General features: G+C 70.5%; 23 protein-coding genes and 1 riboswitch. Of the genes, 9 read left to right on the plus strand and 14 right to left on the minus strand.

Translation table 11 applies throughout. From position 1 onward, the window contains the following. Positions 1 to 101: 101 nt before the first annotated feature. Genes ACQP0P_RS31930 through ACQP0P_RS31940 form a run of 3 tightly spaced genes read right to left on the minus strand, consistent with a single transcriptional unit; the run spans position 102 to position 4,503 of the window. A complete protein-coding gene (locus ACQP0P_RS31930) occupies positions 102 to 2,495 on the minus strand; it encodes an MMPL family transporter (RefSeq protein ID WP_433361777.1) in 2,394 nt (797 codons plus the stop codon). Further along, positions 2,492 to 2,764, minus strand: coding sequence for an acyl carrier protein (locus tag ACQP0P_RS31935; RefSeq protein ID WP_030923661.1), 273 nt, complete (start codon positions 2,762 to 2,764; stop codon positions 2,492 to 2,494). Before ACQP0P_RS31935 ends, ACQP0P_RS31930 begins: the two co-directional genes overlap by 4 nt. A gap of 2 nt (positions 2,765 to 2,766) precedes the next feature. Then, the gene (locus tag ACQP0P_RS31940) at positions 2,767 to 4,503 is read right to left on the minus strand and encodes a fatty acyl-AMP ligase (RefSeq protein WP_433361781.1); all 1,737 of its coding nucleotides are present in this window, start codon (positions 4,501 to 4,503) and stop codon (positions 2,767 to 2,769) included. A 252-nt stretch (positions 4,504 to 4,755) separates the two neighbouring features. Here ACQP0P_RS31940 and ACQP0P_RS31945 point away from each other — a divergent pair, with 252 nt between their 5' ends. Next, the gene (locus ACQP0P_RS31945) at positions 4,756 to 5,652 is read left to right on the plus strand and encodes a cation diffusion facilitator family transporter (RefSeq protein WP_433361784.1); all 897 of its coding nucleotides are present in this window, start codon (positions 4,756 to 4,758) and stop codon (positions 5,650 to 5,652) included. Here the strand turns inward: ACQP0P_RS31945 and ACQP0P_RS31950 are convergent. Next, on the minus strand, positions 5,642 to 6,202 hold the full coding sequence (locus tag ACQP0P_RS31950; protein WP_433361787.1) for a TetR family transcriptional regulator: 561 nt from the start codon (positions 6,200 to 6,202) through the stop codon (positions 5,642 to 5,644). The two genes, ACQP0P_RS31945 and ACQP0P_RS31950, sit on opposite strands and share 11 nt — an antisense overlap. 80 nt (positions 6,203 to 6,282) lie before the next feature. Here ACQP0P_RS31950 and ACQP0P_RS31955 point away from each other — a divergent pair, with 80 nt between their 5' ends. Next, entirely contained in the window at positions 6,283 to 7,869 is a 1,587-nt protein-coding gene (locus tag ACQP0P_RS31955; RefSeq protein WP_433361790.1) for an MDR family MFS transporter, read from the plus strand. Between the two features lie 105 nt (positions 7,870 to 7,974). Here the strand turns inward: ACQP0P_RS31955 and ACQP0P_RS31960 are convergent, their stop codons facing one another. The 3 genes from ACQP0P_RS31960 to ACQP0P_RS31970 form a co-directional block, all read right to left on the minus strand. Then, on the minus strand, positions 7,975 to 8,478 hold the full coding sequence (locus ACQP0P_RS31960) for a ricin-type beta-trefoil lectin domain protein (RefSeq protein ID WP_433361793.1): 504 nt from the start codon (positions 8,476 to 8,478) through the stop codon (positions 7,975 to 7,977). Between the two features lie 197 nt (positions 8,479 to 8,675). Continuing rightward, on the minus strand, positions 8,676 to 9,590 hold the full coding sequence (locus ACQP0P_RS31965) for a bifunctional 5,10-methylenetetrahydrofolate dehydrogenase/5,10-methenyltetrahydrofolate cyclohydrolase (RefSeq protein WP_433382212.1): 915 nt from the start codon (positions 9,588 to 9,590) through the stop codon (positions 8,676 to 8,678). A 14-nt stretch (positions 9,591 to 9,604) separates the two neighbouring features. Continuing rightward, positions 9,605 to 9,687, minus strand: a riboswitch (ZMP/ZTP riboswitch). A 42-nt stretch (positions 9,688 to 9,729) separates the two neighbouring features. Next, complete coding sequence (locus tag ACQP0P_RS31970) at positions 9,730 to 10,902, minus strand: pyridoxal phosphate-dependent aminotransferase (protein ID WP_433361796.1); 1,173 nt, start codon at positions 10,900 to 10,902, stop codon at positions 9,730 to 9,732. A gap of 180 nt (positions 10,903 to 11,082) precedes the next feature. Here ACQP0P_RS31970 and ACQP0P_RS31975 point away from each other — a divergent pair, with 180 nt between their 5' ends. The 3 genes from ACQP0P_RS31975 (at position 11,083) to ACQP0P_RS31985 (ending at position 16,895) form a co-directional block, all read left to right on the plus strand. Further along, positions 11,083 to 14,211, plus strand: coding sequence for a DEAD/DEAH box helicase (locus ACQP0P_RS31975; protein WP_433382215.1), 3,129 nt, complete (start codon positions 11,083 to 11,085; stop codon positions 14,209 to 14,211). Positions 14,212 to 14,359: 148 nt separating this feature from the next. Further along, complete coding sequence (locus ACQP0P_RS31980) at positions 14,360 to 15,229, plus strand: SWIM zinc finger family protein (protein WP_433361799.1); 870 nt, start codon at positions 14,360 to 14,362, stop codon at positions 15,227 to 15,229. Positions 15,230 to 15,599: 370 nt separating this feature from the next. After that, on the plus strand, positions 15,600 to 16,895 hold the full coding sequence (locus ACQP0P_RS31985) for a serine hydrolase domain-containing protein (protein ID WP_433361802.1): 1,296 nt from the start codon (positions 15,600 to 15,602) through the stop codon (positions 16,893 to 16,895). A 94-nt stretch (positions 16,896 to 16,989) separates the two neighbouring features. On the opposite strand, the gene ACQP0P_RS31990 is transcribed toward ACQP0P_RS31985, so the two are convergent. Continuing rightward, complete coding sequence (locus tag ACQP0P_RS31990; protein ID WP_433361804.1) at positions 16,990 to 17,373, minus strand: type II toxin-antitoxin system death-on-curing family toxin; 384 nt, start codon at positions 17,371 to 17,373, stop codon at positions 16,990 to 16,992. Continuing rightward, positions 17,370 to 17,573 (minus strand): FitA-like ribbon-helix-helix domain-containing protein, encoded by a 204-nt coding sequence (locus tag ACQP0P_RS31995; protein ID WP_433361807.1) that lies wholly within the window; start codon positions 17,571 to 17,573, stop codon positions 17,370 to 17,372. The genes ACQP0P_RS31990 and ACQP0P_RS31995 overlap by 4 nt, the downstream gene beginning before the upstream one ends. A gap of 201 nt (positions 17,574 to 17,774) precedes the next feature. Here ACQP0P_RS31995 and ACQP0P_RS32000 point away from each other — a divergent pair, with 201 nt between their 5' ends. From ACQP0P_RS32000 to ACQP0P_RS32015, 4 genes are read left to right on the plus strand one after another with little or no spacing between them, the layout of a single operon-like run. Further along, entirely contained in the window at positions 17,775 to 18,722 is a 948-nt protein-coding gene (locus tag ACQP0P_RS32000) for a DUF418 domain-containing protein (RefSeq protein ID WP_433361810.1), read from the plus strand. Next, positions 18,719 to 19,513, plus strand: a complete 795-nt coding sequence (locus ACQP0P_RS32005; protein WP_433361812.1) for a carbon-nitrogen hydrolase family protein — start codon at positions 18,719 to 18,721, stop codon at positions 19,511 to 19,513. Before ACQP0P_RS32000 ends, ACQP0P_RS32005 begins: the two co-directional genes overlap by 4 nt. Before the next feature lie 10 nt (positions 19,514 to 19,523). After that, positions 19,524 to 19,985 (plus strand): hypothetical protein, encoded by a 462-nt coding sequence (locus ACQP0P_RS32010; RefSeq protein WP_433361815.1) that lies wholly within the window; start codon positions 19,524 to 19,526, stop codon positions 19,983 to 19,985. Continuing rightward, on the plus strand, positions 19,982 to 20,413 hold the full coding sequence (locus ACQP0P_RS32015; RefSeq protein WP_433361818.1) for a hypothetical protein: 432 nt from the start codon (positions 19,982 to 19,984) through the stop codon (positions 20,411 to 20,413). The genes ACQP0P_RS32010 and ACQP0P_RS32015 overlap by 4 nt, the downstream gene beginning before the upstream one ends. A 73-nt stretch (positions 20,414 to 20,486) precedes the next feature. On the opposite strand, the gene ACQP0P_RS32020 is transcribed toward ACQP0P_RS32015, so the two are convergent. The 5 genes from ACQP0P_RS32020 to ACQP0P_RS32040 all read right to left on the minus strand — a co-directional run bounded on the left by ACQP0P_RS32020 (position 20,487) and on the right by ACQP0P_RS32040 (position 25,996). Further along, positions 20,487 to 21,983, minus strand: a complete 1,497-nt coding sequence (locus ACQP0P_RS32020; protein ID WP_433361821.1) for a carboxyl transferase domain-containing protein — start codon at positions 21,981 to 21,983, stop codon at positions 20,487 to 20,489. After that, on the minus strand, positions 21,983 to 23,338 hold the full coding sequence (iscB, locus tag ACQP0P_RS32025) for an RNA-guided endonuclease IscB (protein WP_433361824.1): 1,356 nt from the start codon (positions 23,336 to 23,338) through the stop codon (positions 21,983 to 21,985). The genes ACQP0P_RS32020 and iscB overlap by 1 nt, the downstream gene beginning before the upstream one ends. A gap of 327 nt (positions 23,339 to 23,665) precedes the next feature. Next, entirely contained in the window at positions 23,666 to 24,838 is a 1,173-nt protein-coding gene (locus ACQP0P_RS32030; protein WP_433361827.1) for a CaiB/BaiF CoA transferase family protein, read from the minus strand. Between the two features lie 179 nt (positions 24,839 to 25,017). After that, positions 25,018 to 25,677 carry a histidine phosphatase family protein gene (locus ACQP0P_RS32035; protein ID WP_433361830.1) on the minus strand — a complete coding sequence of 220 codons (660 nt, stop codon included), beginning with the start codon at positions 25,675 to 25,677 and terminating at the stop codon, positions 25,018 to 25,020. A gap of 115 nt (positions 25,678 to 25,792) precedes the next feature. Then, positions 25,793 to 25,996, minus strand: a complete 204-nt coding sequence (locus ACQP0P_RS32040) for a cold-shock protein (RefSeq protein WP_350929493.1) — start codon at positions 25,994 to 25,996, stop codon at positions 25,793 to 25,795. Between the last annotated feature and the right edge of the window lie 108 nt (positions 25,997 to 26,104).

Here is a 26,104-nt window from a genome sequence, read left to right on the forward strand (position 1 = left end):
CCTCGAAGGGACAGCAACGCATTGTGTGCGACGATCCATCCCCACGTTTATTACCGGCAAGTAAATCACAGGTGCGATCTGCCTCGCAATAACGCCTTTTATCATTTACCGCTAAACTCGCCTCCTACTTTTTCGCTCTTTCTCAAGGCGACCTTGCCGGATCCGAGCACCACGCGGGGGCGCACCAGCCGCCGGGGCCTGAGCATGACCCGCGGCCTGACCGCCGGGGCAGTGGGCCGGTAGGGGCGCGGTCCGCGGTGCCACCAGCCGGTGCCCCTGGCCAGGCGGCTCGGCCACCAGACGACGTCGCCGACGTCCAGGGTGAGCGCGGTCACCAGTACGGAACGGACGATCATCGTGTCCAGCAGCACCCCCACGGCCACCGCGAAGGCGATCTGGACCGTCTGCGTCAGTGGAAGCACCACCAGCACCGCGAAGGTGCCGGCGAGCACGACTCCCGCCGAGGTGATCACACCCCCGGTCGCGCCCAGACCGAGGATCGCGCTGTGCGCCGTGCTGTAGCGGTGCGCCTCCTCCCGAACCCGGTGCATGAGGAAGATGTTGTAGTCGACGCCCAGCGCCACCAGCAGGACGAAGACCAGCAGGACGAACCCCTGGTCCACCCCGGCGAAGCCAAAGAGGTGCGCGAACGCCAGCGAGCTGATTCCCAGCGTGGCCAGGAACGACAGCACCACGGTGGCCAGCAGCAGCATGGGCGCGATGAGCGAGCGCAGCAGCACCGCGAGCACCGCGAAGACCACGAGCAGCACCAGCGGGATGATCACCACCCGATCCCGCCGCGCGCCGCGCTCCAGGTCGGCGATGAGCGCCACGTTGCCGCCCACGTTGACGTCCGGGGCGGCGACCGCCCGCAGCCGGTCGCGCAGGGCGAGTACCTCGTGCTGCTCGGCCTCCTCACCGTCGCCCCCGCGTACCGTCACGTTGAGCAGGATGTCGCCGTTGCCCGCGGCGCCCAGCGAGATCGCGGTGACCTCGGGCCGCTGCGCGGTGTCCACGATCACGTCCCTGACGTACTGCTCGGTGGTGACCACCTGGACCGGATCGGCCTCGCCCGAGGGGAAGTGCCGCTCGGCGACCTCCTGCCCGACCACCGAGTCCGGCCTGGAGAGGAAGACGTCGGCGTTGCCCAGCCCGCCCGCCCGGTAGGAAGCCAGCCCGGACGCGCACAGGCAGAGCCCGATGACCGTGACGACCCACACCAGACGGGGGTTCGCGCGGATCCTGCCGCCCAGGGCGCCCCACCTGCCGTGGTCGGCGGGACGCTCCTCGGCGTCCGGGTCGTGGTGCGGGACGAGCGGCCAGAAGATCCAGCGCCCGAAGACGACCATGACCGCGGGAAGCAGGGTCATCATGGCGAGCATCGCGCTGGTCACCCCGACCGCGGAGACCGGCCCGAGGCCCCTGGTGGAGTTGAGCTCGGCCACCACCAGGCAGAGCAGCGCGGCGACCACCGTCGCCGCGCTCGCCACCACCGCGGGCCCGGCCCTGCGCAGCGCGACCGCCATCGCCTCGTGCCGGTCGGCGTGCCTGCGTAGTTCCTCGCGGTAGCGGGCGATGACCAGCAGCGCGTAGTCGGTGCCCGCGCCGATCACCAGGACCATGAGCAGCGAGACCGCCACGCTGCTGACCGTGATCGCGCCCGCGGCGGCGAGCAGGTAGTTCACCCCCATCGCGACGGCCAGCCCGACCAGCACCGTTCCCAGCGGGAAGAGCCAGAGGACCGCGCTGCGGTAGGTGATCAGGAGCACCACCACGGCCACGCCCAGCGCGGCCAGCAGGAGGTCGCCGTCCACCGTCGAGAACACGGCCAGCGCGTCGGCCTGGAATCCGACCATGCCGGTGATGTGCGCGGCCAGTCCCGCGGGACGGCCCTCGTCCACGACCCGGCGGATCCGGTCGACGATCTCGGCGGTCTCCCTGCCGCCCTGGTCCCTGACGATCACCACGACCTGGACCGCCTCGCCGTCCCCGGACCGCTGCATGGCGATCAACTTGATCGTCTTGGTCAGCCTGGGCGCCCGGAACTTCTGCTCGACCATCCGCAGTTGCTCGGGCAGCCGTCCTCGGGCGTCCCGGTACGGTGCGAGCTCCCTGTCGAACTCCGCACGCCCGAAGGTCCTGCCGCCACTGGGGGTGGGTATCTCGGCCACCACCCCGGGGACCCCGGCCAGCGCCTTGACGTCCCTGGCGATCTCGGCGTCGTCGGCCTCGCCGAGACCGCCCGGCCGCTCGTAGACGATCGTCGCCGGGGAGAGGTTCTCCCCCTGCATGCCGAGGATGCGCCTGACCGCCTGCGCGGAGTCCGCGCCGGCGGGGAGGTATCCGGCGATGTCGTCCTGCTGTACCGACTCCAGCCGTCCGGCGAGGGAGGCGGCCACGACGACGATGCCCAGCCAGACGAGCAGCACCACCCACTTCGTGCGCCGCCCGCACAGCAGCCCGCACAGCAGCCCGGCCGGCGACGCCCCGTTCATCGGCCCGTGCTCAGCCGTCCCAGCAGGTGGTCGGCCATGGCCGCGACCGTCGGGTGCTCCCAGGCCATGGTCGGCTCGATCTCCAGCCCGTACTCGGCCTCGATGTCACCGCAGAGGCTGAGCGAGTAGACGGAGTCCATGCCGTACTGGGCGACCGGCACCAGCGGGTCGATCTCCTCCGGTGAGCGCATGACGTAGGAGGCCACCCGCGCCCCCAGCCAGCCGCGGATGATGTCCAGGTCTGCGGCGATCCCGGCGTCGGCGGACATGTTCACACTCCTTCTGATCGGACGCGCGCGGCGACGGCCGCGGTGAGCTCGGCGTGGACGACGGGCAGCGATCCGTTCAGCAGCAGGTCACGGGTGCGTGAGCGCTGGATCTTGCCGCTGGTGGTCTTGCCCACTCCGCCGCGCCTGACCAGCACGACGCTCATCGACGGCAGCCCGAAGGACCGGGCGAGCTCGCCCCGCACGCCACGGGCCAGCTCTTCCGCGGGGGCGTCGAGGCCCCGCTCGCGAATCTCCTGGACGAGCACCACGTGCTCACCCTCGGCACGTACCCCGAAGGCCGCCCCGGCCCCCAGCGACGGGTGCACCTGCCGGGCGGCCTCCTCCAGGTCCTGGGGATAGAGGTTGCGCCCGTTGACGATGACGACGTCCTTGATGCGGCCGGTGACGTACAGCTCGCCGTCCAGCAGGAAGCCCAGGTCCCCGGTCCGCAGGAACGGCCCCTCACCCACGGCGGTGCGTCCGCGGAAGGCGTCGCGGGTCGCCTCCGCACGTTGCCAGTACCCCCGCGCGATGCTCTCCCCGCGTATCCAGAGCTCTCCGACCCGCCCGTGCGGCAGCTCGGTTCCGGTACCGGGATCGACGACGTGCACGGACATGCTGATCGGCCGCCCGCAACCGACCAGTTCCACGCCTTCTCCCGGGTTCTCCACCGGAACCGCCTCGTGCCGCTCCAGCGCCGCGGCGTCGAACCCGCGGACCGTCGGCCCGTGCCCCAGCGGGGTGGCGGTGATCACCAGGGTCGCCTCGGCCATGCCGTACGCCGGGGCCCATGCCTTCTCGCTGAAGCCCGCGGCTCCGAAGCGGCGCACCATCGCGCGCAGCGTGCCGGTACGCACCGGCTCGGCCCCGTTGAGCGCGAAGCGCAGGCTGGACAGGTCGAGCCCGGCCACCTGGGCATCGGTGACCCGGGCCGCGCACCACTCGTAGGCGAAGTTCGGCGCGACGGTGTATCCGGCCCGGTACCGGCTGATCATCTCCAGCCAGAGCGCGGGGCGCATGACGAAGGCGATCGGCGAGGCGAAGTAGAGGTCGCCGCCCGCGTAGATCGGCTGGAGCAGCATGCCGACCAGGCCCATGTCGTGGTAGTGCGGCAGCCACCCCACCCCGATGCCCACCTTGGGCGAGCCGATCGCCCGCCAGATCTCCCCCTCGTTGTGGAGCAGGTTGGCGTGGGTGATCATGACGCCTCTGGGCTCGCTGGTGGAACCGGAGGTGTACTGCATGTAGGCGAGGGTGCCGGGCCCCATCCGGGGCATCGTCCAGTCATCGGGGTCGGGGAGGCCGAGGGCGTCGGTGGCCACGCACTCGACGGTGCCGTCCAGGCCGACGTCGCGCAGCCAGGCGTCGAGCATGTCCAGATTGGCCGAGTCGGTGAGCACCAGCCGCACGTCGGCGTCCTTGATGATTCCCTCGGCGCGCTCCAGCGCGCGGGGATCGGTCTGCGGCAGCGGCGAGGGCACCGCGACCACCCTGGAGTACAGGCAACCCAGGAATGCCGCCAGGAACTCCAGACCGGCCGGGTGCAGCAGCAGCACCGTCTGGTCCGCCATCCGCCGCCCCGCCAGCCAGGCGCCGATCGACCTGGCCCGTGCGTCCAGGTCGGCGAAGGTCAGACGGTCCTGCTCGACGAGCTCGCCCCTGCGGTCCGCCACGAAGGTGTAGGACCGTTCGTGCCCGTGCCGGTCCACCTGCGCGCGCACCCACTGCACAAAGGACATCTGGTCATCTCCGATGATGGCAAGAGACCCCAAAATAGGAGGAAAGATCAGCCGGTCCCAGGCCTGGCCCGCACAAGCTCTCACCCGGTTTTACGCCGAAAGTTAGTATCTTCCCCCCTCCCCGCTTCCGCCCCAGGAGTCCGTGTACGGCGGCACGCGCGGGGGCATGGACGGAGCTGCGTCTTGCCGGGTTAGGCTCACCTTGCTTAATATATGAGCAGGTGTTCAGGTGTTGACAGAATGGATCTTACGATGGGTCACGGGCATGGCCACGGGCACCGCGCCGACGCCGACCGCCGCTACCTCGCGGCAGCGCTCGCCCTGCTGCTCGCCTTCATGGCGGTCGAGGTCGTCATCGGCATCGCCGCCAACTCCATCGCGCTGATCTCCGACGCCGGGCACATGCTCACCGACGCCGGCGCCATCGCGCTCGCGCTGGTGGCGATGAGGATGGCGGCCCGCCCGGCCCGCGGCGCCTACACCTTCGGCTGGAAGCGGGCCGAGATCCTCTCCGCGGCCGTCAACGGGCTGACGTTCGTGGCGCTCGTCGCCTACTTCGTCTACGAGAGCGTACGGCGGCTCATCGAGCCGCCCGAGGTCGCCGGAGCCCTGGTCTTCGGCACCGCCCTGGCCGGGATCGCGGTCAACACCGTCGCCGCGTGGCTCATCGCCAGGGCCGACCGGAGCAGCCTCAACGTGGAGGGCGCCTTCCAGCACATCCTCAACGACCTGTACGCGTTCGTGGCCACCGCGATCGCCGGCGCGGTCGTCTGGCTCACCGGCTGGGGCCGGGCCGACGCGATCGCCGCCCTGGTCGTCGCGGCCCTGATGGCCAAGGCGGCCTACGGTCTGCTGCGCGACGCCGGACGTATCCTGTTCGAGGCCGCACCCGACGGGGTGAACCCGGCCGAGGTGAGCGCCGCGATCGTCGCCCACGCGAGCGTGACGGGTGTCGAGGACCTGCACGTGTGGACGGTGACCAGCGGCTTCCCCGCGCTCTCCGCGCACGTGACCGTCATGCCCGGCGGCGACTGCCACCAGGTCCGCCGCGAGCTGGCCGAGCTGCTGCACCAGCGCTTCCACATCGACCACACCACACTGCAGGTCGACCACGTCCCCGGCACGGCATGCCGCATGATCACCGGCTGAGGCAGGCCTCGAAGACCGCGGTGAGCCGGACGATCACCGCCTCACGGTCGGGAACGTCGCTCGACTCGGGGCCGTAGAGCTGGCGCATCGTGCCGGTCCCGGTGACGAGCGCGGTGGCGATCCTCGCCCGGAAGGCCGCGTCGGGACCGGAGAGCCTTGCCGACAGGGGCTCCAGGATCGCCGAACTGACCCGGTCCCGGATGAGATCGTGGATCTCCGGGCAGTTGGACGACCGGATGAGCGCGGCCATCACCGGGCTCGCCTGGTCTGAGCGGAGCCGCTCGGCGATGTACTCGGCCAGGCGGCGCGGAAGCTCCTCCTCGGGGAAGTCCAGGACGCCGGGAAAGCGTCCCTGCATCGCGAGCACCTCGGCGAACAGCTCTCGCTTGCTGCCGAAGTAACGGTTGATCAGCGATATGTTGGCGTCCGCCTCGGCGGCGATCATCCGCATCGTCACCTGGTCGTAGCCGAGGTCGGCGAACAACCGGCGGGCGGCGTCGAGGATGCGCCGCCTGGTGCCCTCTCTGTCGCGCTGCCGTGTCTCATCCACCTACGCAATCCTTCCAGATTTGACGAGTAAACAAGCGTCTACTAATTTAATATGTACTCTACACGCATTGGGGGCGGTTCATGCCGACCGAACAACAGATCCAGGCCGAGGCCACACCGGGTTTCACCCACAGACAGGTGTTGGAGATCCTGGCCGGACTGATGCTCGCCATGCTGACGTCGATGATCTCGACGTCCGTGGTGGGAACCGCGTTGCCGACGATCGTCGGCACGCTCGGCGGCCAGGACCAGCTCGCATGGGTGGCCAGCGCGACCCTGCTGACCATGACCGCCTCCACCCCGATCTGGGGCAAGGTCTCCGACCTCTACGGCCGCAAGCTCATGTTCCAGGTCGCCCTGGTCGTCTTCGCGGTGTCCTCCGTCGCCGCCGGGTTCTCCCAGGACATGGGCCAGCTCATCGCCGCCAGAGCGGTGCAGGGCATCGGCGCCGGCGGTCTCGCCGCGCTCCCGCAGATCATCCTCGGCGACGTGGTGGAGCCCCGCGAGCGCGGCCGCTACTCCGGCTACATCGGCGCGGTCTTCGGCGTCTCGACGGTGGCCGGCCCGCTGCTCGGCGGGTTCATCGTGGACAACATGTCCTGGCGCTGGACGTTCTGGATCTGCGTGCCGCTGGCCGTGGTCGCGTTCGTCGTCATCCAGAAGGTGCTGAAGCTGCCCTTCACCCGCCGCGACACCAAGGTCGACTGGTGGGGTGCGACCTTCATCACCGGCGGCACCACCGCGCTGATGCTGCTGCTCTCCCTCGGCGGCAAGGAGTTCGACTGGAACTCCTCATGGACCTACGGCCTGGGCGCGCTCAGCCTGGTGATGTTCGGCCTGGCCGTCGTCGCCGAGCGCAGGGCGGCCGACCCGATCCTGCCCCCGCACCTGTTCCGCAACCGCACCTTCGTGCTCACCTCCGTCGCCTCCCTGCTGGTCGGCGCGGCGATGTTCGGCGCGCTGATGTTCCTGCCCCAGTACCTGCAGATCGTCAAGGGTATGAGCCCCACCGGCTCCGGCCTGATGACCCTTCCCCTGGTGCTCGCCCTGCTCGTCTCCTCGATCGCGGTCGGCAGGTTCGTCAGCAAAACCGGCCGGTGGAAGATCTTCCCCGCGGTGGGCATGCTGCTGGTCGGGGTCGGCCTGTTCCTCCTGTCGCGCCTGCACGTCGACAGCTCGCTGCTACTCGTCGGCGTCGACAACGCGGTGCTCGGCATCGGGCTCGGCGCCACCATGCAGATCCTGATCCTGGCCGCACAGAACGCGGTGTCCAAGGCGGACCTCGCCTCGACGACCTCCGGCGTGTCGTTCTTCCGCTCCCTGGGCAGCGCGGTGGGTGTCGCCGCCTTCGGCGCGATCCTGGCCAACCGCCTCACCGCGGAGCTGATCTCCCTGGCGAAGGCCGCGAAGCTGCCGCTGAGCAGCGGCGCGACCCCCAGCCTCGGCTCCCCCGAGGCCATCCACAAGCTCCCCGCACCGGTCCTGGAGATCATCCTGGAGGCCTTCACCCGGGCGATGAGCGCGGTCTTCCTGGTCGGTGTCCCGATCGCCGTCCTCGCCGCGGTGACCGTCCTGATGATCAAGGAGATCCCGCTGCGCTCGGCCCGGTCCGCCACCCCGCCCACCGCCGCCGATCCGACCGCCCCGCCGGTCACCGTCGGCAGGTAGCGAACCTCCCCCTACACCGCCCGGGGCCGGCCCACTCTCCGCCGGCCCCGGGCTCCGGCGCACGGGAGGACAGGATGCGGTCCCGCCGCCCGAGAGTGACGGCGGTCAGAGCGTCCACTTCTGGTTGGCCCAGCCGTTGCAGTTCCACAGCTGCACCTTGGTCCCGTTCGAGCCGATGGTGCCCAGATCGGCGTCCAGGCAGCGCCCGCTGTACATGCTGTAGATCGTGTGGCTCGTCGCGTCGTAGATCCACTTCTGGTTGGCCCAGCCGTTGCAGTCCCAGAGCTGCACCTTGGTGCCGTTCGCGTTGACGGTGCCCAGGTCCGCGTCCAGGCAGCGGCCGTTCTCCTTGCTGTGGATCGTGTGGCTGGACACGTCATAACTCCAGGACTGGTTGTCCCAGCCATTGCATCCCCACAGCTGCACCTTGGTCCCGTTCGGGCCGATGGTGCCCAGATCGGCGTCCAGGCAGCGCCAGTTCTGGTGACTGCGAATGGGACCCCAGGCGGCGGACGTCGAACTCGAGGCGGCCACCGCGCCGGGGACGAACCCCGCGCAACCGAGCGCGACCGCCGCCGCCGACGCCAGCACCCTGAATCTCCGTCGCATCGTCGATGCTCTCCTTCCTGCGGGTTACGGGAGTGGAGAGCGACGTGCACCATCGGAAGACCCCCGCCCCCGACGACCACTCTCCGCAGCAGAACGTACACGCAGAGAGATCGGTTTCAGGGTGGCGACACGACGGCCGGCGTTTCGCGGGACGCGGCCACCCGGTGGCCTCCCCCCCGGGAAGGCCACCGGGGAACTCACCTGGAGGCCGTCGCGCGCTCGGCCGCGGTGATCGCGTTACGGAACAGCATCGCGACGGTGGTGGGCCCGACCCCACCGACCCTGGGGGTGATGGCCCCGGCCACCTGGGCGCAGGACTCGTCGACGTCGGGCAGCAGGCGCCTGCCCTCGTAGCGCACGCCGCCGCCGATGACGACGGCGCCGGGCTTGACGTGCTCGGGCTGGATGATGCCCGGCACACCCGCGGCGGCGACGAGGACGTCGGCGCGGCGCGTGTAGCGGGGCCAGTCGCTCACCCCGGTGTGCACGACGGTGACGGCGGCGTTCGCCGTCGGGCGCTTCTGCGCGAGGAGGATCGACAGGGGCCGCCCGAGCGTGGCCCCGCGCCCGAGGATGACCACCTCCCGGCCGGCGACCGGGATGTCGTAGTAGGCGAGCAGCGCCTCGATCCCCGCGGGCGTGCACGGCAGCGGACCGGGAAGCTCCAGCGCCAGCCGCCCGATGTTGAGCGGATGCATGCCGTCGACGTCCTTGTCGGGATCCATGACCTGCAGGGCCCGGTCGTAGTCGAGGTGCCTGGGGACGGGGTGCTGCACGAGCAGCCCGTGCACCGCCGGGTCGTCGTTGAACGCGGTGATGACCGCGTGCAGGTCCGCCTGGGTGGCGCTCGCGGACAGGTGCTCGTGCGGCGAGGCGAACCCGAGCTCGGCGGCCTGCCGCTGCTTGATCCGGATGTATCCGGCGCTGGCGTCGTCGTCGCCGACGAGAACCGTCGCCAGGCTGGGGGTGACGCCCCCGCGGGTCAGCGCGGCCGCCCGCGCGGCCACGTCGGCGAGGATGCTCTGCGCGACCGGGCCGCCGGGAAGCAGCCGGGCGGACGGCGCGCTCTCGGACTCCGAGCCGTCTGAGCCGTTTCGAACGGACTGGGACATACGTGTCCTCTCGGCGTGGGCGCCCAGGCGGTCGACTCCCACGACGAGCTCCCCGATGGTTGATGCCATCCCCTTGCCGCCAGTCGCGTCACTCCCAGGATGCCCGATCGGCATCCTCCAGGTCGAACCGCCCCACCCGTCAGGAGCGGGCGCCGAGCCGGGCCAGGCGGCTCACCGCCTCATCGATGACCTCATCCCTCTTACAGAAGGCGAAGCGGACGAAGTGGTTTCCACGCTCGGGGCGGGCGTAGAAGACCTGGGTGGGGACGGCGACCACGCCCGCCAGGGACGGCAGCTCCCGGGCCAGGGCGAGGCCGTCGGTGAAGCCGAGGGGGCGGATGTCGGTCTGCACGAAGTAGGTGCCCGCGGGGCGGTAGACCTCGAAGCCCGCCGCGGCCAGCCCCGCCGCCAGCCGGTCGCGCTTGGACTCCAGGTCGGCCCGGAGACGGGAGACCCAATCCAGCTCGTGGCGGAGGCCGTGGGCGACGGCGAGCTGCCAGGGCGCGGCGGCGGTGAAGGTGAGGAACTGCTTGACGGTCTGCGCGGCCCTGACGAGCTCGGCCGGGCCGCAGATCCAGCCGGTCTTCCAGCCGGTGACCGAGAAGGTCTTGCCGGCCGAGGAGATCATCACGGTCCGCTCCCGCATGCCGGGCAGGGTGGCCAGCGGGACGTGCTCGACACCGTCGAAGGTGAGGTGCTCGTAGACCTCGTCGGTGACGGCGATCAGATCGCGCTCCTGACAGAGCAGGGCGATCTCGTCCAGCTCGGCACGGGTGAGGACCGTGCCGGTGGGATTGTGCGGGGAGTTGACCAGGACGACGCGGGTGCGCGGTCCGACCGCGGCGCGCAGCTCGGCGGGGTCGAAGGTGAAGCGGCCCTCGACGGGGCGCAGGGTGACCGGGCGGAGCACCGCTCCGGCGAGGGCGACGGAGGCGGCGTAGGAGTCGTAGTACGGTTCGAACGCGATCACCTCGTCCCCCGGCTCGCAGAGCGCCAGGATCGCCGCCGCGACGGCCTCGGTGGCGCCGACGGTGACGAGGATCTCGCCGTCGGGGTCGAAGGAGAGGCCGTAGTGGTCCTTGTGGTGCTCACAGACGGCCTGGCGCAGCTCGGGCACGCCCGGCCCCGGCGGGTACTGGTTGGCGCCCTCGCGGATCGCCGACACCGCACGCTCCAGCATCGCCGCGGGCCCGTCGGTGTCGGGAAAGCCCTGCCCCAGATTGATCGAACCCGTCCGCAGGGCCAGCGCCGACATCTCGGCGAAGATGGTCGTGCCGAACCCGCGCATCCGTGTCACCAAAGGATCGTCCACGCGCCCCAGCGTAATCGGCGCCCCGGATCACCCCGTCCGCGGCCGTGAGGGTACGGCGCCGGCGCGGATCAACCGATCACATCACCTCGCGTACCGCCGAAGTCGTCGGTGCGCAAGAGAGGGCCACCCGCCGTACCACAGCTGTTACGGTCTTTCGTGGCGCGAGGAGGGGACTTGGCGGTGCTGGTCATCCATGGGGCCTGGGTCGGTGACAGGCTGACACTGTGGGGGGAGGACGCGGACGGTTCCGCGGGGAGCGCCTCTCGGGCGAAGGTCCGGCCGCATCCGTTCGCGGCCCCGGCGACGGGCCTGGCGGACGGGGTGTCGCTCTGGGGAGAGATCGCGGCGGCGGCCGTGAGCAAGGCCGTCCTCGAAGAGCTCGTCCTGCTGCTGCCCGGCTCCGCGCGGAGCCCGCTGCCCTCCGCCGAGTCCGGGATCGAGATCGGCGCTCGGCAGCCGAAGATCGGCCGCTGGCGGGTGCCCGCCCTGCTGATCGAGCCCGGCGCGGCACTGAGCCTGCTCGACGCCGTGGACGAGATGACCCGTCTCCCGGCGGAGAGGTACGAACCCGACGAGTTCCCCGACGGAGCGGACCGGGCGCCGGTCCCGGGCGCCTCCCTGCGCTACCTCGCCGTCGTCGCGGCGTACGCCCGTGATCTGATCCGCCGGGGCCGGGTGCTGCCACAGCTCGTCGCCGAGGACGCGGGCTACGCGGCCCGGTGGCGTCCCGTGCTGACCGGCCCCTACGCGGCCCACTTCCGTGAGCTGGCCGCCGCGATGCCGCCCGTCTGCCGGGCCGTCGTCGAGGAGCGGCCCTCGGCCCACGTACTGATCGAGGCCGTGGCCTGCCTTACCGACGCCGCGGTACGGCGGGCGCTCCCCGACCGCCTGCTCGGCGGACACCGGCCGGGACCGCGCGCTCCCCTCCCGGACCGCTGGATGGTCGCCCTCACCGATGCGGACGCCGCGCTTCCCGGGCTGACCCGGACCTCGGCGGAGAAGCTGGCCGGGCCGCTCCGCGAGTGGTTCGACTCCGCGCACCGGCTCGACGGCCCGGTCAGGGTGTGCTTCCGGCTGACCGAGCCCGAGAGCGGCCCGGAGCCCGAGCCCGCCCGCGACCTCGTCACGGAGTACGGCGGCCGTCCGGCGCCGCCACCCGACGGCTCCCGCTGGCGGCTGGAGTTCGCCCTCCAGTCCTCGGACGACCTGAGCCTCTACCTTCCCGCGCCGCTCATCTGGGCCGGTGAGACCGCTCCCGGCCTGCCGGGACGTCCCGACGAGGCGCTGCTCGCCGGGCTCGGCCGGGCGGCACGGCTTTACCCCAGGGTGGGAGAGGCGCTGCGCGATCGCCGTCCTTCCGAGATGGTCCTCGACACGGCCGGCGCGTTCGCGTTTCTCCGCCAGGCCGCCCCGCTCCTGCAGGCCGCCGGGTTCGGCGTGCAACTGCCCGCCTGGGCCGGCACCACGAGGCTCGGTCTCAAGCTCACCGCCCGCTCGCAGCCGACCGGTCCTGGCGCGGCGGCCGACCAGGGTTTCGGGCTGCACCAGCTGGTGGACTTCCGGATGGACCTGGCGATCGGCGACGAGACGATCAGCGAGGAGGAGCTGGCCGAGCTGGCCAGGCTCAAGGTGCCGCTGGTCCGGGTGCGGGGCCGCTGGGTCGAGCTGGACGACCGGCAGCTCACCGCCGCGCTCAGAGCCGTCGAGCGGCGCCGATCGGGTGAGATGACCGTCGGCGAGGTGATCCAGGAGGTCATCCACGGCGGCGACGAGGAACTGCCGGTCGTCGGGGTGGACGCCGACGGTCTCCTCGGCGACCTGCTGTCCGGCGAGGCCGACCGCCGCCTCGTGCCGATCACGACTCCGGCCGACTTCCACGGCGTGCTCAGGCCGTACCAGGAGCGCGGGCTGTCGTGGCTCAGCTTCATGTCCGAGATCGGGCTCGGCGGCGTCCTCGCCGACGACATGGGCCTGGGAAAGACCGCGCAGACCCTCTCCCTGCTGCTCAACGAGCGTGCGGCGAGCGTGCGGCCGGGGCCGACCCTGCTGGTCTGCCCGATGTCGCTGCTCAGCAACTGGCAGAAGGAGGCCGCCAGGTTCGCCCCCTCGCTGGAGGTCTACCTGCACCACGGCACCGCCAGGCTGCGCGGGGCGGAACTCGCCCAGCGGGTGGAGCGGGCGGACCTGGTCCTCACCACGTACGGCACCACCCTGCGGGACCGCGAGACGCTGGCCGGCCTCTCCTGGGCCAGGGTCGTCTGCGACGAGGCGCAGGCCATCAAGAACAGCGCCGCCAGGCAGGCACAGGCCGTACGGGCGCTGCCGGCCAGGAGCAGGTTCGCGCTGACCGGCACGCCGGTCGAGAACCACCTGGCCGAACTCTGGTCCCTGATGGAGTTCTGCAACCCCGGCCTGCTCGGTTCGGCCAGGACGTTCCGGGAGCGCTACCAGGAGCCGATCGAGCGGGACGGCGACGCCACCGCGACCGCCGCGCTCCGGCGCGCCACCGGGCCGTTCGTGCTCCGGCGCCTCAAGACCGACAAGACCATCATCTCCGACCTGCCGGACAAGATGGAGATGAAGGTCTGGTGCACCCTCACCCCCGAACAGGCCACCCTCTACCAGGCGGTGGTCACCGACATGATGGACAGGATCACCGGTAGTGAGGGCATCGAGCGGCGCGGCAACGTGCTCGCGACCATGCTGAAGCTCAAGCAGGTCTGCAACCATCCGGCGCACCTGCTCAAGGACAACTCGCGGCTGTCCGGCCGGTCGGGGAAGCTGGCCCGGTTGGAGGAGCTGGCGGAGGAGATCGTCGGCGAGGGCGACAAGGCTCTGGTCTTCACCCAGTACGCCGAGTTCGGCACGCTGCTCCAGCCGTACCTCTCGGCGCACCTGGACCGCCCGGTGCTCTGGCTGCACGGCGGGCTGCCGAAGAGACAGCGGGACGCGCTGGTGGAGCGGTTCCAGGACGACGACGAGCCGATGCTCTTCCTGCTCTCGCTCAAGGCGGCGGGCACCGGGCTCAACCTGACCGCGGCCAACCACGTCATCCACGTGGACCGGTGGTGGAACCCCGCCGTGGAGAACCAGGCGACCGACCGGGCGTTCCGGATCGGCCAGACCAGGAACGTGCAGGTCAGGAAGTTCATCTGCGTCGGCACCCTGGAGGAGCGGATCGACGAGATGATCGAGCGCAAGCAGGCGCTCGCCGAGAGCGTCGTCGGCACCGGTGAGGACTGGATCACCGGCCTGTCCACCGACCGGCTGCACGAGCTGTTCCGTCTCGGACCGGAGGCCGTCTCGTGAGCGTACGAATCGACGGACGCGTCAACCGGCGCGGCCTCATGAGCGAGCGAACCGGCGGATACGGCCTCCCCCGTCGGCGGAGCTGGGGACACATCGGACACATCGCCGGACGCGGTCTCACGCGTCAGCGGGTCCACGAGGAGGCGTCATGAGCAGGAGTGGCTGGTTCGAGCCGTCCGTGCCGATCCGGGTCGAGGGCGGCATCCGGGTCCGCAGCAGGCGGGGCTCGATCGGCGAGCGGTGGTGGTCGCGCCGGTTCATCGACATCCTCGAAGACGTCTGTGACCCTGGCAGGCTCGGCCGTGGCCGCTCGTACGCCCGCTCCGGCCAGGTCCTCAACACAGAGCTCGGGCCGGGGCTGGTCGCGGCACGGGTCCAGGGGTCTCGGCCCACCCCGTACCTGGTCGAGATCCGGATCACCCCCTACCGGGCGGACCAGTGGCGTAAGCTCACCGACGCGCTGGCCGCCCAGGCCCTCTACCGGGCCAAGCTGCTCGCCGGCGAGATGCCGCCGGAGATCGAGGACGTCTTCCGCGCCTGCCGCCTGCCGCTCTTCCCCGGCACCGGCGACCTGGACATGACCTGCTCGTGTCCCGACTGGGGCTTCCCCTGCAAACACCTGTCCGCCGTGCTGTACGTGCTGGCCGAGAGGTTCGACGACGACCCGTTCCTGGTGCTGGCCTGGCGGGGCATCGCCAGGGACGCCCTGCTCGACGCCCTCCGCGAGGCGGGCGGCAGCACCGCGCCCGGCTCCGGCTCCGGCTCCGGCTCCGGCTCCGGCTCCGGCGAGAACGGACCCGGACTGTTCGACGTGGACGACGCGCCGTTCACCGACCGGCTGACCGCCTTCTACGAGCCGAGCGTCTCCCCTGCCCGGCTCCGCGACCGTACCGGCCTCCCCGTCCCCCCACCCGACCTGCTACTGCGCACCCTCGACCCGCCACAGATCAAGGCCCGGCACATCCCCATCCTGGACCTGCTCCGCCCCGCCTACCGAGCCTTCACCGACGACACCTGACCCGGCGCCGATCATTCGGCGAATCTCCTCGTTGTCACCGGGAGGGCGCATTCCAGGCGTTCGGCCACGGCCGATGACACCGCCTGCCGCATGCCGCGTCCCGGTCTCTTCGCGCACCGTCGAAGAGCTTCGGCCTGCTCATCAGAGGGCGAATCCGACATTCCCTCGACACCGTGACCGAGAATTGCCACCCGGAGCTGGAATTCGCTTTACCGGGTAGGCCGGTCCGGCTTTTCCACTGCCCCGACTGTCGCGTATCCCCTTCCCTCCGGCAGGCGGCCGGCGCCTTACCTGCGAGGGAATTGGCACATCACGAAATGATTGCAAAGATCATTACATCGTGATCCCGTCCTGAAAGCGGTGGTTGTTGATGAGAGCACCCGCAGGAAACTCCCTTCGACGGCAGGCGATCTCCGGACTCGGGCTGCTCCTGGCGTGCGTCACCGCCCTTCCCGCACCCGCCGTCGCCGCGACGGCCGACCCCTCGCCCGCCGCGACCGAGGCGGGCCTTGACCGTCGGGCCCTCCGGCAGAGCCTCGACGCGATCAGGGACGCGGGGATGTACGGCGTCTACTCCGACGTCCGCGACGGGCCCGCGCGGTGGAACGGCGCCGCCGGAGTGGCCGACGTGGACACCGGACGTCCGGTCAGGCCGGAGATGCCGCACCGGATCGGGAGCATCACCAAGACGTTCACCGCGGTGGCGATTCTCCAGCAGGTCGAGAAGGGCCGGATCGAACTGGACGCGCCGATCGCCCGCTACCTCCCCGACCTCATTCCCGGTGAACGGGGCAGGCAGGTCACCGTACGGATGTTGCTGAACCACACCAGCGGCATCGCCGACTACATCGCCGGGGCCTTCCCCTCGCTGGTCGTGGGATCGACGCAGAGCGTGGACGACAACCGGCTCCGCACGGCCCAGCCGGAAGAACTGGCGAGGATCGGCCTGGAGTTTCCGCCCACGAACGAGCCGGGGCGGTCCTGGGCCTACTCCAACACCAACTACGTGATCGCCGGGCTGCTGCTGCGGAAGGTCACCCGCACCGATCCCGAGCGATACATCACCGACCAGGTGATCCGCAAGGCCGGGCTCCGCGGGACGTACTTCCCGCGCACCCCGTTCATCCACGGTCCGCATTCCAAGGCGTACGACTCGTTCTACGGGCTGATCGATCCGCCGCGTGACTACAGCGTCTACAACCCGTCCTGGTTCGGCATGGCCGGGGCGATGGTGTCGACCATGGACGACCTCAACCGGTTCTACCGCCTGCTGCTGGACGGGAAGATCCTGCGGCCCGCCGAGCTCGCCCAGATGAGGACCACGGTGCCGGTCACCGACGGGCTGGGCAACGTCGTGATGAACTACGGCCTCGGCATCTACAACGAGAACACGCCCTGCGGGCGGGTCTGGGGACACAGCGGCGGCGTGTTCGGGATGGGCACCTACGCCCTGGCCCGCGAGGACGGCGGCCGCCAGCTCTCCATCGGCATCAACCTGATGAAGTACAACGAGATCGACGAGAACAACCAGATCGTGCCGCACCCGATCGACTACGCGATGGGCGGCCACCTGCTCCAGGCCCTGTGCGGCCCGGCGACTCCCTCCGCCAGGGGCATCGGCCCCTGGACGCCCTTCCAGGCCGACCAGGTACGCGTCAAGAGGTAGCGACTTCCCGAGGCGGGGACGGAGGTTGGGCGCGCCCGGCCCCTCCCCGCCCGACGGGGCGCCACCGGCCGGCGACGGTGGTGCGGTACCCGCCTCAAGCGGTCACGGCGAAGCTCCGGAGCACGTCGGCGATCTCATCGACCTCGGTGAGCTTGCCCGAGGCGACGGCGATGACAAAGTCGTAGGCCTCGTCCTCATCGGCGGGTTCGATCATGACACCGTTCTTGGCACAGAAGACATACATCGTGAGCCACGCCGCCCGCTTGTTGCCGTCGACGAACGGATGACTGGAAATGATCGAATGTAACAGCGCTGCGGCTTTGGTGAAGAGATCCGGATAGGCGTCCTGTCCGAACACCGACGCCCGAGGACGGAACAGTGCCGCCTCCAGGAGACCCAAGTCGCGTACCTGGATCGGCGCGCCAACAGCCCTTCGTACGATCCGAAGCCCCTGTTCCAGAGTGATGAACAGCGTCACTCGCCAAGCCTTCTCAGGAGATCGGCAAAACGCTCGGCCCCTCGCGCAGCGAGATCATCGGTAAGGTCGTCGTCGGCGACCCTGGCGAGATAGTCGTCGATGGCGTGCAACGCGACCTGCTGCATGCTCCGCCCTTCTCTGTCCGCACGCCGCCGGAGGGCTTCGGTCTGCTCATCGGAGAGCCGCAATGTCATAGCCATGCCTCCCACTGTAAGGCGCCTCTGGTATCAAAGCGATACCAGCACCGAGAGAATATAGTCCGTTACCCAGCGTCGCAGCTCGATTTACCGAGCGACCTCCGGCAAGGGCGCCACACTTCCGCCCCAAGATCACCAACCCGATGGGGATCACATCACCCCGGACTATGCACAGGTGATTATGTGGTGGTACGTCTATTTCCTGTGACCCGACGATTCCACGAACTCGACGCGCTCCGCGGCTTCGCGGTGTGCGGGATCATGCTGGTCAACACCTGGCAGCACACCCGCGACCACCTGAGGGACCCGGGCCAGAACGCGGTCGACTGGGCGATCGACAACCTGCTGCAGAGCAGGTTCTATCCGATCTTCTCGTTCCTGTTCGGGCTGAGCTTCGTCCTCTTCCTCCGGTCGGCGGCCGAGCGGACCGAGAGCCCCCGGGCCGTGCTGCTGCGCAGGCTGGCGGTGCTCGCGGCGCTGGGCGCGCTCCACCAGATCGTCAACCCCGGCGAGGTGCTCCTGCCGTACGCGATCTTCGGAGCGCTGGTCCTGCTGCCCGCCTCGTTCTTCCCGCAGCCCGCGGTAGTGCTGCTGGGCGTCGCCCTGACCGCCTGGGCGGTGCACCAGGGCGGCGGGGTGATCCTCATCCCCGGCCTGTTCGTGCTGGGCATGGCCCTGATGGAGCGCCCGCCGCCCGGATGGCTGCTGCTCCCCGCGTTCGTCGCGAGCGTGGTGCTGGGCGTCACGCTCACCTGGCTCTGGGTCCGCATCGCCAAGGACCCCGCCCTCTTCTACGGGGCCGTCTACCCGGCCGCCGGGCTCGCCGCCGCCACGGCCTACTGCACCGGGCTGCTGCTCCTGCTGCGAACCCGGCTGCGCGACTCCCTGCTGGCGGTCCTGGCCCCGCTCGGCCGGATGGCCCTGACGAACTATCTGATGAGCACGCCGATCATCCTGCTCTTCGTACCGCTGCTCGTCACGGACACGACCCGGCTCGCCGGGGTGGCGCTCTCCGCCACCGTCCTGGTGTTCCAGGTGCTCCTCAGCCGCGCGTGGCTGTCCAGGTTCAGGTATGGGCCGCTGGAATGGGCGTGGCGGAGCCTCACGTGGTTGGAACGAGTGCCGAACAGACGGATAGGGTCACACCCGTGACCCGCATAGCCCTCTGCCAGATCCCGGTGGCCGAAGATCCATCCGCCAACCTGAGCCGCGCCCTCGACGCCCTCGCCGAGGCGGCCGCGGGCGGCGCCGAGCTGGCGATCTTCCCGGAGGCCACGCTCACCCGGTACGGCAGGAGAATCACCGATCTCGCCCAGCCGCTGGACGGACCGTTCGTCACCGGGCTGGCCGAGGCCGCACGGAAGCACGGTCTTTCGGTGATCGCGGGGGTGTTCGAGCCCGGTGATCACCGGGTCCACAACACCGCGGTCGCCATCGGCCCCACCGGCTCGATCGAGGCGGCCTATCGGAAGATCCACCTGTTCGACTCCTTCGGCGCCCGCGAATCCGAGCTGGTCGCGCCGGGCGACACGCCGGTCGTGGTGGAGCTGGCCGGACTCCGGGTGGGCCTGGTCACCTGCTACGACATCCGCTTCCCCGAGCTGACCCGGGCCCTGGTGGACGCCGGGGCCGAGCTGTTCGCGGTGATCGCCGCGTGGGGTTCCGGGCCGATGAAGGAGGAGCACTGGACCACCCTCGTCAGGGCCCGGGCGATCGAGAACACCACCTGGGTCGCGGCCGTGGGCCAGGCGCCGAATCCGGAGGCCCGCGACGACTTCGGGATCGGGCGGAGCATGCTGGTCGACCCGATGGGGGTGGTACGCACCGATATGGGCCCCGGACCCGGCGTACAGATATGCGAATTCGACTCCCAGATCACGATTGCCACCCGGAATGCCCTGCCGTGCCTGGAACACCGGCGACTCCGGGCCGGTGGATCGTAAAATGCCGACCGTGAGTGATCCACCTGGGCGTAGAACGCAGATGCAGAAGGTCATACCTCCTCGGCTGCTCGTGCCCTATCTGGCCGGCAGACGCACCGTGATCTCCGGATACGTGTACCGGGTTCAGGACTGCGTGCGGCTGACCACCCCCGCTCAGCTCTTCGCCGGTCTCGACCTGGGGTTCGACGGCTCGGAGCTGACCGCCACCGTCCCGGAGATCTATCTGATGCGCTGGTACGCCCGCGACATGGACGCCTACGTCGTGCCGTACGGCCCGCACATGGGTGGTGACTGGAACGATTCACCACCCTTCGCCGGGAACGGCTTCACCACCTCGCGGGATCACGTCGTGCCGCAGTTCCACACCACGCCCATGCCGATCCCCGCCGGGGCCGAGATCATCCATGTGACCGACGGCGAGGAGCGCCTCTTCGGCCGCTACGACGGCCTGAGCTGGCGGCCCGCCTCATGAGCGCCGAGATCGAGCCGGTGGCCTCGGGGTTCGCCGCCCACTACTCCGGCCGGACGTACGCCGCCGCCCTCGGCCCGGGTGCCACCGAGGTGGTGCTGTTCAACGAGGAGGCCCAGCCGGGCTTCGAGGCGGCCTCCGGCTACTGGCGGCTGGTCGTCGCGCGCGAGGACCTCGACTGGCTGGTGCTGGTCCGCACCGTCGGCGCGTTCGGCGGTGAGCCCTGCCTGGTCCTCGACGTCTCCGAGGAGAACGGTGAGGAGAGCCTGCACATCGCCTACACCGGGCACAGCGGGGTGAAGGCCGAGGCCCTGGGCTACTGGATGGTCGACCACGGAGCGTACGAGGTGGTCGTCCCCCGCGACGAGGTCTTCTCCGTGCGGATCGAGCGCCTGCCGGTCCCGCTCACCCCGGTGCTCTCGGAGCCGTGACCTCCCCTCGCGGCTGACGTCCGCCTGAGGGCTCCCAGGTGACCTGCCACGACGCGCGGTCGCCGCCGCCCGCTCAGCCCACGCCGAGTCGGCGGTAGCGGGAGAGCCTGGCGGCGAGGCGGTCCGCGGGGGGCCGCCCCAGCAGGGTCGCGATCTCGTATTCCAGTGCCCGCGAGACCCGGCGGCAGAACGCCTCCGGCTCGTAGGCGGCGTCGGGGAACTCCGGGATGATCCGGTCGACGAGGCCGTCCCGGCGCAGGTCCGTGGACCTCACGCCCTGTGCTTCGGCGATCTCCGGGGCGAAGTCGACACTCCGGTACAGCAACGCCGACGCTCCCTCCGGGGAGAGCGGCGACAGCCAGCCGTGCTGGGCGCAGAGCACCCGGTCGGCGGGGAGCAGCGCGAGGGCGGCGCCGCCCGCGCCCTCCCCCAGCAGCAGGCAGACGGTCGGGGCGTCAAGCATCACCAGGTCGGCCACAGAACGGGCGATCTCGGCGGCCAGGCCGCCCTCCTCCGCCGCCCTGGAGAGCGCGGCCCCGGCGGTGTCGATCACGGTGACCAGTGGCAACCCCAACTCGGAGGCCAGGCGCATCCCCCTCCTGGCGACCCGGAGCCCGGCCGGGCCGAGCGGGGCGTCGATCCGCTGGCGCCGCCGGTCCTGACCGAGCACCACCGCGGGGACCTCGCCGAACCTGGCCAGGGCGAGGATCAGCCCGGGATCGTGCTCGCCCACACCGGTGCCGTTGAGCGGGGTGGCCTCGGAGGCTCCGAGCTTGAGCAGCGCCCGCACGCCGGGACGGTCGTCGCGGCGGGAGCGGCTGATCGCGTCCCACGCCTGGACCACCGGGATCCACTCGTCCGGCTCGGGACCCGGATCCAGCCCCTCCCGGGGGGCGCACAGCACGGCGAGCACCCGGATGGCGACCCGCCGGGCGTCCTCGGCCGACACCACGGCGTCGACCAGGCCGCGGGCGAAGAGGTTCTCGGCGACCTGGACGCCCTCGGGAAACGGGTAGCCGTGCAGCGCCTCGAACACCCTCGGCCCCAGGAACCCGATCAGCGCACCCGGCTCGGCCGCGGTGACGTGCCCCAGCGAGCCCCAGGAGGCGAAGACCCCACCGGTGGTGGGATGGCGCAGGTAGACGACGTACGGCAGGCCCGCGGCGCGGTGCGCGGCCACGGCGGCGGTGACCTTCACCATCTGGACGAAGGCCATCGCGCCCTCCTGCATCCGGGTGCCGCCCGAGGCGGGGGCCGCCAGCAGCGGGAGCCGCTCGGCGGTGGCCCGCTCGATCGCGGCGGTGAGCCGCTCGGCGGCGGCCACCCCGATCGAGCCGGCCAGGAAGGAGAACTCGCACGCGACGATCGCCACCCGGCGCCCGTCGAGCAGGCCCTCCCCGGTGACCACCGCCTCGTCGTATCCCGTCCTGGCCCGGATCGCGGCCAGTTCCTCGGCGTATCCCGGGTTGGTCGGGAAGGGATCGGCGGGCGGCTCGTCCCACGAGAGCCAGGTCCCGGGATCGAGGAAGGTGTCGATCAGGGTCCGCGCGTCGGGCCGCGCCGGGGTCATCAGATACCTCCAGCGTGGAGACCCCCGCCTTCGGGCGGGGGAGGAAACGCGGCACGGTGCCGCGTTTCCGGGTGGGTGGTGTAGCCGTAGCCGTCGGCTCGCTGGAGCAGGCGGACGTGGCGGTGGCCGATGCCCTGCACGAGGCCGTGCCGGGTGGTGATGTTGAAACTGCCGGTGCTGCGGACCGCGACCCGCCCGGTATGAACTCCGGCCTTCTTGCCGGTCGGGACGGTCGCGCGGACCAGGTCGCCGGTGGCGAACCCCTTGACCTGCTTGATCCGGGGCAGCCGCAGGCGGGGGAAGCCGTAGCGGTCGGTGCGGGTACGGCAGTAGGTACCGCGCCCGGTCGCCTTGACCACGAGCACGGTGGACGGCCAGGTGGTCACGGTGTCGAGCGAGCCGACGTGCAGCGCGTCCAACGTGTGAGACTTCGGCGCGCCGGTGCGGGAGCGGTTCCATGTGGTGCGCCCGCCGGAGGCGCCTGCCACGGGTAGGCCGGTGGCCTCCAGCGCCCGCCACAGCGCCCACCGGGTGATGTTGACGGCGGCGGCGTCGCGCAGCGGTGCTTTCGCCTGCTTGAGGATCTTCGCCAGGAGGACGGGCTTGTCCTTGAGGAACTCCTCCACCGGGGTGGCGTTCTTGGTCTGGTTACACGGAATGCAGGCCAGGGTCAGGTTGCTGACGCGGTCGGAGCCGCCCCGGCTGCGGGGGTGGATGTGGTCAAGGTTGAGTGGCACGCCGCTCGCGCCGCAGTAGGCGCAGGTGCGCCCCCACTTGGCCAGCAGGTATTCGCGGACCTCGTACCCGGCGAGGGTGCCCCGCTGGTATTCCACTCCTTCGAGCGGCCGTCCGGCTGATAGGGCGTGGGTGTCGAAGGAGACCTTCTCCACGTGGACGGCGGCCACCGGCGCCCACCGGGACAGCCGCGCCACCCACGACAAGGTGGTGTCGACGCGGTGTCGCAGGGACGGCGCGAGCCACCCCTGCGGCCTGGTGCGGTTGAGAAACCGAGGGGAGCGGTAGCGCAGCTTCCGCCCCCGGCGGCCCCGGCGCAGTGCGGCCCGGGAGGCGAGCCTGTCGCGGATCAGCGCGCCCCGGTGGTCGAGCCGGATCGCATACCGTCCGGCCCGGCTCCCGTCATGATCGGTGAACACGGCCAGGCCGGTGTGCTTGGAGCCGGGGTCGACACCGACCTGCACGCCTGCCACGGTGGAGTCGGCAGCCGACCGGTCCCTGAGACGAATGACGAACGGGGTGTGGCGGTGAACCACCGCCCGCCCGGCCGCCAGCAGACGACGGGCACGGGCGGGATGACACGGGTCGAGCGGGTGGCCGCGGCGGTCCAGGACGAACACGACCGGGTGAACCTCACGGTTGGCTCCCTCCGGCGCCGAGGCGCCCTCGGGGTGACGCCGGTGCGGCGGTGCGGCCGGACCGGTCTCCCCTCGCCCATGGTGAACACCGGATACCGCCGCCAGGCGGTGTCCGTGAGCCGTTTCGTGCCCACCCTCGGGCGTGTCTGCTCTCACGGATTCGAGAGCTTGGAGCTGAGGAAGCGCCCCAAGGTCGGTCTGCGCTCTTGTGTTCAACGTGGCCATCTGGATCACACCTCCAATTCATGACGGCCAGGGCTGGTCAACATGGGGCTTCGAAGCGCATCACCGCGCCTCAAGCCCCCTCCTTCAGGAGGGGGTCGTTGACCGTTCACGTTCCTCCAGCCAGGCGAGGACCTCGTCGTTGTGCTCGCCGAGGGCGGGCGGGGCGGTATGGCGCATGGGAAGGTCGCCGTCGAAGCGGAGCGGCGGTCCCGGCAGCTCGATGGTGCCGAGCACGGGGTGGTCGACCTCGACGACCAGCCCCTGGGAACGGGTCTGCTCCCAGGCGTAGACCTCGTCGATGGATCTGATCGCCCCGGCGGGCACCCCGGCCTCGCCGAGCGCGGCCAGCCAGTACGCCCTGTCGTGCTTGGTGAGCCTCCGCTCCATGTCCGCGATCAGCTCATCCCGATGCGCAAATCTTTCCCTGTTAGTGACATATTTCGCGACATCTGGATCCATCTCCAGCAGGGCGGCGACCTTGCGCCACTGCGCGTCGTTCGCCACCGCGATCTGGATCATGCCGTCGGCGCAGTGGAAGGCCCCGTACGGGGCGATGGAGGCGTGGTGGTTACCGTTGGCGACGGGCACCTGGCCGCCGACGGTCCAAGTGGTGCCGTGGTAGGAGTGCACCCCGGTCACCGCGGCCAGCAGCGAGGTCCGCACGACCTTGCCCCGCCCGGTCCGCTCCCGCTCGTACAGCGCGGCCAGCACACCGTAGGCGCCGTGGATGCCGCCGAGCAGGTCCGCGATCGAGGCGCCCACCCGGTACGGCTCGTCGGCCGACGGGCCGGTCAGGCTCATCAGTCCGGCCTCGCCCTGCGCGATCTGGTCGTACCCCGGCCTGCCGCCCTCCGGGCCGTCATGGCCGAAGCCGGTGATCGACAGGATGACCAGGCGGGGGTTGAGCTCGTGCAGCCGCTCGACGGGGAAGCCCAGCCGGTCCAGGACGCCGGTGCGGAAGTTCTCCACCAGCACATCGCTCTGCCGCACCAGACGCTCGATCAGCGCCTTGCCCTCGGCGGACTTGAGGTCGAGGGTGATCGACTGCTTGTTCCGGTTGGCCGCCAGGAAATAAGTAGAGATATCACCTTCAGGACCCACAAACGGTGGGCCCCAGCCCCGGGACTCGTCACCTCCCCCGGGATGTTCCACCTTGATCACCCGAGCACCCAGATCGCCGAGCATCTGCGTGGCGTGCGGACCCGCGAGCGCACGGGAGAGATCGAGAACGACGATGTCGCCGAGTGCTCCCTGCAAGATCAACCTCCGATGCGTGGCGGCCGGACCCGACCGGAGGAGCGCTTCCTCCGTTCCCGGCCCGCTTGCCATGAGACTGGCACGATACCCGGATGAGGGAATCCCATGATCCCCCATACCAGTACCCGGTGGGACGGGCGGGGTGAGATCATCAGGAAAACCCCGGCCGGAGCGGAGCATCACCGCGGCCGCGTCCCCAGCAGGTGGCCCACCTCGTTGAAGACCTCGGGCCTGGTTCCGCGCCACACCGAGACCGAGGCGTTGCCGACCGGGCCGAACGCCTCGACGGAGTCGATCGGGACATCCTCGATCACGTGCTTGAACATCAGCACCACCGAGTCGTGCGCGACGATCAGAACCCGCCGCCCGGCGTGCCCCGCGCGCAGTTCCCCGACCACCTCGCGCACCCGGTCGGCGACGTCGGGGTAACTCTCGCCCCCGGGCGGCCGGAATCCGGCGTAAAGACGCGCCGTCAGGTTCTCCTCCTGCCCGGGAAACCTCTCCCGGAGCGCGATCAGGTTCATCCCCGACCAGCGTCCCATGCCGTGGTCCCTGAGCCTCGGCTCCAGCCGGACCTCGGGATCCACGCCCAGTTCGGCGGCGACCAGTTCCCAAGTCTGCACGGCCCTGCGATACGGCGAGCACAGGACGAGGTCGGGCGGGTCCCCACCGGCCAGACGCCGCCCCAGCCCGGCGGCCTGCTCCCTGCCGAGCGGGGTCAGCTCGACCTCGGAGTCGGGGCGCTCCAGGACGACCGCCCGCCCCGCGTGAAAAGCCTCCTCGAAGGCCGCGTTGGACTCGCTCTGACCGTGTCGTACCACAGTGATCGTCAGCGGCATTCCCTCATGAAAACGCCTTCTCGCTCAGCGGGCAAGGAGCGCCGGACACGGAACGAGCCGGGGCCCGCACCCTTCGAAGGATGCGGGCCCCGGCCCTTGCCGTGCTCGTGCTACGTCAGACCGGAACGATGTTCTCGGCCTGCGGGCCCTTCTGGCCCTGCGTGACGTCGAAGGAGACCTTCTGGCCCTCCTGCAGCTCACGGTAGCCCTGGGCGGCGATGTTGGAGTAGTGAGCGAAGACGTCGGCGCCGCCGCCGTCCTGCTCGATGAAGCCGAAGCCCTTTTCCGAGTTGAACCACTTCACGGTTCCCGTAGCCATAACCTTCTCCTTCGATAGGGGGCAGAGCCGGAATCCGCACCGCGCGGATCCCGCGTCGCCGCGATGAGCCCATCCGGAGATGACCGGGAAAACAAAAATGCACCTGAA

Source organism: Streptosporangium sp. CA-115845 (assembly GCF_050943795.1).
GTDB lineage: Bacteria > Actinomycetota > Actinomycetes > Streptosporangiales > Streptosporangiaceae > Streptosporangium.

Excerpts from the sequence above, each read along its gene's own strand:
- ACQP0P_RS31965 (WP_433382212.1), bottom strand. The coding sequence starts at position 9,590 with ATGTCCCAGTCCGTTCGAAACGGCTCAGACGGCTCGGAGTCCGAGAGC.
- ACQP0P_RS31985 (WP_433361802.1), top strand. The coding sequence starts at position 15,600 with ATGAGAGCACCCGCAGGAAACTCCCTTCGACGGCAGGCGATCTCCGGA.
- ACQP0P_RS32040 (WP_350929493.1), bottom strand. The coding sequence starts at position 25,996 with ATGGCTACGGGAACCGTGAAGTGGTTCAACTCGGAAAAGGGCTTCGGC.
- ACQP0P_RS31930 (WP_433361777.1), bottom strand. The coding sequence starts at position 2,495 with ATGAACGGGGCGTCGCCGGCCGGGCTGCTGTGCGGGCTGCTGTGCGGG.
- ACQP0P_RS31940 (WP_433361781.1), bottom strand. The coding sequence starts at position 4,503 with ATGTCCTTTGTGCAGTGGGTGCGCGCGCAGGTGGACCGGCACGGGCAC.
- ACQP0P_RS31945 (WP_433361784.1), top strand. The coding sequence starts at position 4,756 with ATGGGTCACGGGCATGGCCACGGGCACCGCGCCGACGCCGACCGCCGC.
- ACQP0P_RS31960 (WP_433361793.1), bottom strand. The coding sequence starts at position 8,478 with ATGCGACGGAGATTCAGGGTGCTGGCGTCGGCGGCGGCGGTCGCGCTC.
- ACQP0P_RS31935 (WP_030923661.1), bottom strand. The coding sequence starts at position 2,764 with ATGTCCGCCGACGCCGGGATCGCCGCAGACCTGGACATCATCCGCGGC.
- ACQP0P_RS31980 (WP_433361799.1), top strand. The coding sequence starts at position 14,360 with ATGAGCAGGAGTGGCTGGTTCGAGCCGTCCGTGCCGATCCGGGTCGAG.
- ACQP0P_RS31955 (WP_433361790.1), top strand. The coding sequence starts at position 6,283 with ATGCCGACCGAACAACAGATCCAGGCCGAGGCCACACCGGGTTTCACC.
- ACQP0P_RS32020 (WP_433361821.1), bottom strand. The coding sequence starts at position 21,983 with ATGACCCCGGCGCGGCCCGACGCGCGGACCCTGATCGACACCTTCCTC.
- ACQP0P_RS31995 (WP_433361807.1), bottom strand. The coding sequence starts at position 17,573 with ATGGCTATGACATTGCGGCTCTCCGATGAGCAGACCGAAGCCCTCCGG.
- ACQP0P_RS32015 (WP_433361818.1), top strand. The coding sequence starts at position 19,982 with ATGAGCGCCGAGATCGAGCCGGTGGCCTCGGGGTTCGCCGCCCACTAC.
- ACQP0P_RS32035 (WP_433361830.1), bottom strand. The coding sequence starts at position 25,677 with ATGCCGCTGACGATCACTGTGGTACGACACGGTCAGAGCGAGTCCAAC.